At 65.9% G+C, this 4227-nt stretch carries 5 protein-coding genes; 3 read left to right on the forward strand and 2 right to left on the reverse strand.

The window, feature by feature from the left end; translation table 11 throughout:
* A partial coding sequence (locus tag KDJ86_RS11395) for a 2-oxoacid:acceptor oxidoreductase subunit alpha (protein WP_291745654.1) occupies positions 1 to 1710 on the forward strand: 1710 nt, incomplete at its 5' end.
* On the opposite strand, the gene KDJ86_RS20600 is transcribed toward KDJ86_RS11395, so the two are convergent.
* Both KDJ86_RS20600 and KDJ86_RS11400 read right to left on the reverse strand, forming a co-directional pair.
* A complete protein-coding gene (locus tag KDJ86_RS20600) occupies positions 1611 to 2006 on the reverse strand; it encodes a type II toxin-antitoxin system RelE/ParE family toxin (protein WP_367116788.1) in 396 nt (131 codons plus the stop codon). The two genes, KDJ86_RS11395 and KDJ86_RS20600, sit on opposite strands and share 100 nt — an antisense overlap.
* Positions 2003 to 2230 (reverse strand): hypothetical protein, encoded by a 228-nt coding sequence (locus tag KDJ86_RS11400; protein WP_291745656.1) that lies wholly within the window; start codon positions 2228 to 2230, stop codon positions 2003 to 2005. Before KDJ86_RS11400 ends, KDJ86_RS20600 begins: the two co-directional genes overlap by 4 nt.
* 90 nt (positions 2231 to 2320) lie before the next feature.
* Here KDJ86_RS11400 and KDJ86_RS11405 point away from each other — a divergent pair, with 90 nt between their 5' ends.
* A complete protein-coding gene (locus tag KDJ86_RS11405) occupies positions 2321 to 3376 on the forward strand; it encodes a 2-oxoacid:ferredoxin oxidoreductase subunit beta (protein WP_291745658.1) in 1056 nt (351 codons plus the stop codon).
* A 203-nt stretch (positions 3377 to 3579) separates the two neighbouring features.
* On the forward strand, positions 3580 to 4227 hold a 648-nt coding region (gene rfaD, locus KDJ86_RS11410), incomplete at its 3' end, for an ADP-glyceromanno-heptose 6-epimerase (protein WP_291745660.1).

Here is a 4227-nt window from a genome sequence, read left to right on the forward strand (position 1 = left end):
ATCTTCCCCTCCAACATTCAGGGCCTGCCGACCTGGTTCGAGGTGCGCGTCTGCGAACAGGGCTGGCTCGGCGCGCGCGGCGGCGCGGACCTCGTGGTCGCGATGAACCCGCAGACCTGGGACAAGGACGTCGCCGGGATCGATGCCGGCGGCTACCTCTTCTACGATTCGACCAAGCCGATGCCGGCCTCGAAGTTCCGCGAGGACATCACCGTCCTCGGCCTGCCGCTGACCTCGATCTGCAACGCGCGCTATACCGACCCGCGCCAGCGCCAGCTCTTCAAGAACATCATCTATGTCGGCGCGCTGGCCGAATTGCTCGGCATCGAGCCTACCGAGGTCGAGAACCTGATTGCCGAGCAGTTCAGGGGCAAGGACAAGCTGATCGCCCCGAATATCGAGGCATTGACGCTCGGCCGCGATGCCGTCCGCGCCGAATTTGGCGACGAGGGCATCGACCTCAAGATCCGGCGGGCGGACGCGGTTGGCGATCGCGTCTTCCTGGAGGGCAACGACGCCGCCGGCCTCGGCTGCGTCTATGGCGGGGCGACCGTCGCCGCCTGGTATCCGATTACGCCCTCGACCTCGCTCGCCGAGGCCTTCGGCAAGCATTGCCGGCGCCATCGTACCGATCCGGTCACCGGCAAGGCCCGATATGCGATTGTCCAGGCGGAGGACGAGCTCGCCTCGATCGGCATGGTCATCGGCGCCGCCTGGAACGGCGCCCGTGCCTTCACGGCGACCGCCGGGCCCGGTATCTCGCTGATGCAGGAATTCATCGGCCTCGCCTATTTCGCCGAGATCCCGGCGGTGATCTTCGACGTCCAGCGCGGCGGCCCGTCGACCGGCATGCCGACCCGCACCCAGCAATCGGACCTGAGCATCTGCGCCTATGCCTCGCATGGCGACACCAAGCACGTCCTGCTGCTGCCGGCCGACCCGCACGAATGCTTCGCCTTCGCCGCCAGCTCCTTCGATCTCGCCGACCGCCTCCAGACGCCGATCTTCGTCATGCTCGATCTCGACATGGGCATGAATGAATGGCTCTGCGAGCCCTTGGTGTGGGAGGAAGGCCGCCGCTACGACCGCGGCAAGGTGGTCACCGCGGAAGAGCTTGAATCCGGCAAGGCGTTCGGCCGCTACCTCGATGTCGACGGCGACGGCATCGCCTTCCGCACCTATCCCGGCACCCATCCGAACAAGGGCGCCTTCTTCACCCGCGGTACCTCCAAGACCCGCTACGCCCGCTACAGCGAGGAAGGTACCGACTATGTCGAGAACATGCAGCGGCTGCTGCGCAAGTTCGAGACGGCGCGGTCGCTGGTCCCCGAGCCGGTGCGCGAGGATGCCGACGAACCGGCCCGCATCGGCGTCATCTACTACGGCTCCACCACGCCGGCGATGCACGAGGCGATGGAGATGATCGGCGGGAACGGCCACCCGCTCGACCTGCTCAGGCTGCGCGCCTTCCCTTTCCACGAAAGCGTCGCCGACTTCATTGCCGAGCATGACTTCGTCTTCGTCGTCGAGCAGAATCGCGATGCCCAGATGCGGACGCTTCTCGTAAACGAATTGAGCATCGACCCGGCCCGGCTGGTACCGGTTCTCCACTATGACGGCACGCCGATCACCGCCCGCTTCATCGCCCGCGCCATCGGCGAGCATCTCGCCGCGCTGAAGGTGACACCACTGCGGAAGCAGGCGTCATGACCCTTCGGTTGGCGCCTGTCCGGGTCGCCGTTGCGCGCCATGCCAGATGCCAGGACAATCAGAGTGCCGTCCGGGTCGATTCGATGAACGATGATGTAAGGCAGCCCCGGGACCACGATCTCGCGCGTTCTCTCGAGCGCGCCGGCGTGGCCGAGCGTCGGAAATTTCGCGAGAAGCTCGGTCGTGCGCCGGATTCGATGGCCGACGCTGCGGGCGGCCGATGGATTGCGTTCCCGGATATATTCCTCGATCCCCCGGAGTTGGCGAATTGCCCGCGCGGTAAAGCGCGGCTTCATCGCTCGAAGCGTTTCCAGGCTTCGGCGACGTCGGCGTCACTGGCGAAATCTCCACGATCCGCCTCGGCGACGGCACGCTTCACCTCTTCTATCTGCTCAGGCGAAAGCGCGTATTCAGGCGGCGAGGCGCGGGCGAGTTCAAGCAGCAATTCCCCCGCGAGGTCCTGCTCCTCCGGCGACAATGCCTCGACGGCGCGAATTCCACGTTCCAGCATTTTCGTCATCGGTTCGTCTCCGAACGCCCGGCCCCGGGTATCGATCGCCCATCCCCGTTCAATATCGCCGCTGGGTGGGGCAAGCTCAAGGCAAAGCTCATGACCTACCTCGTCAAGCCGAAGCTGCATCATCCCAACCTGCCGAAGAACCGGCTGGGCTTCACCCGCCGCGACTATGAGGGGCCGGTCTCGACGCTCTGCGCCGGCTGCGGCCACGACTCGATATCCGCCGCGATCATCCAGGCCTGCTTCGAGCTCGACCTGCCGCCGCACAAGGTCGCCAAGATGTCGGGCATCGGCTGCTCGTCGAAGACGCCGACCTATTTCCTCGGCCAGAGCCACGGCTTCAACAGCGTCCATGGCCGCATGCCGTCGGTGGCGACCGGCGCCAGCCTCGCCAACCGCGAGCTCATCTATCTCGGGGTCTCCGGCGACGGCGATTCCGCCTCGATCGGCCTCGGCCAGTTCGCCCATTGCCTCAGGCGCGGCGTCAAGATGGTCTATATCGTCGAGAATAACGGCGTCTACGGCCTCACCAAGGGCCAGTTCTCGGCGACCGCGGATACCGGATCGACCTCCAAGCGCGGGGTCAGCAACATGGACGAGCCGCTCGACCTGGTGTCGATGGCGCTGCTCCTTGGCGCGACCTTCGTCGCCCGCGGCTTCTCCGGCGACAAGAAGCAGCTTGTGCCGATCATCAAGGCGGCGATCAGCCATCGCGGCATCGCCTTCATCGATTGCATCAGCCCCTGCGTCGCCTTCAACAACCACTCCGGCTCGACCAAGAGCTTCGACTATGTGCGCGAGCATAACGACGCGGTGAACGCCATCGACTGGATCGAGGGACGAGACGAGATCGTCACCGACTACGAGCCCGGCGCGGTGGAGGAAGTCACCCAGCACGACGGTACGGTGCTTCGCCTGCGCAAGCTCGACGAGGACTATGACCCGACCGACCGGCTCGGCGCCATGGCCTATATCCAGCGCCACCATGCGAAGGGCGAGGTGGTTACCGGCCTCCTCTACATGGACGACGCGCCCGGCGATCTCCACGACCGGCTGAACACGGTGGACATGCCGCTCAACCGGCTCGGCGAGGAAGACCTCTGCCCCGGCCCGGGGGCGCTCGCCGAGATCAATGCGGGGCTGAGGTAGCGGAGCGCCATTGCGTCCTTCGAGGCTCGGGCCAACGCCCTCGCGCCTCAGGATGGCCGGGAAGGACGCTTTGGCTGAAACCCAAACGCCTCGCCATGCTGAGGTGCACGGCGAAGCCGGGCCTCGAAGCAGGTATCGCGGACTTCACGCCACGTCCCCAAGCCCCTTGCATTCCGCCCGCCGTCAGGCCATCACCTCGCCCCATGTTCATCGTCACCGGCGGCGCCGGCTTCATCGGATCGAACCTCGTCCATGCCCTCAACGGGCTCGGCCATGACGACATCATCGTCGTCGACGACCTGACCGACGGCCACCGTTTCCGCAATCTCGCCACCGCCCGCATCGCCGACTATCTCGACCACTCCGATTTTCGTGACCGGATCGCCGAGGGCGGCGGCTTCGGGCCGGTCGAGGGGGTGTTCCACCAGGGCGCCTGTTCCGACACCACCGAGTGGGACGGGCGCTACATGCTCGACACCAACTTCACCTTCTCGAAGGAGATCTTCGCCTGGTGCCAGCAGCGCCGCGTGCCGCTGATCTACGCCTCCTCGGCGGCGGTCTATGGCGGTTCGCCGGATTTCGGCGAGACCAATGACGGCCTCCGCCCACTCAACGTCTACGGCTGGTCGAAGCTCCTCTTCGACCAGTGGGTGGCGCGCCGGGAGGAGCTGACGGCGAAGGTCGTCGGCCTGCGCTATTTCAACGTCTACGGCCATGGCGAGGCGCACAAGGGGCGGATGGCAAGCGTCATCCATCACTTCAGCCGCCAGGCCGAGACCGACGGCGTCATCAGGCTCTTCGGCGCCTCGCACGGCTTCGCGGACGGCGAACACCGGCGCGACTTCGTCTTC

Origin of the sequence: Bauldia sp. (assembly GCF_020442045.1) — a bacterium.
In the GTDB taxonomy this organism is placed as follows: Bacteria; Pseudomonadota; Alphaproteobacteria; order Rhizobiales; family Kaistiaceae; genus Bauldia.

Coding starts and splice junctions, on each gene's coding strand:
- KDJ86_RS20600 (WP_367116788.1), bottom strand. CDS start 2,006: ATGAAGCCGCGCTTTACCGCGCGGGCAATTCGCCAACTCCGGGGGATC.
- KDJ86_RS11400 (WP_291745656.1), bottom strand. CDS start 2,230: ATGACGAAAATGCTGGAACGTGGAATTCGCGCCGTCGAGGCATTGTCG.
- KDJ86_RS11405 (WP_291745658.1), top strand. CDS start 2,321: ATGACCTACCTCGTCAAGCCGAAGCTGCATCATCCCAACCTGCCGAAG.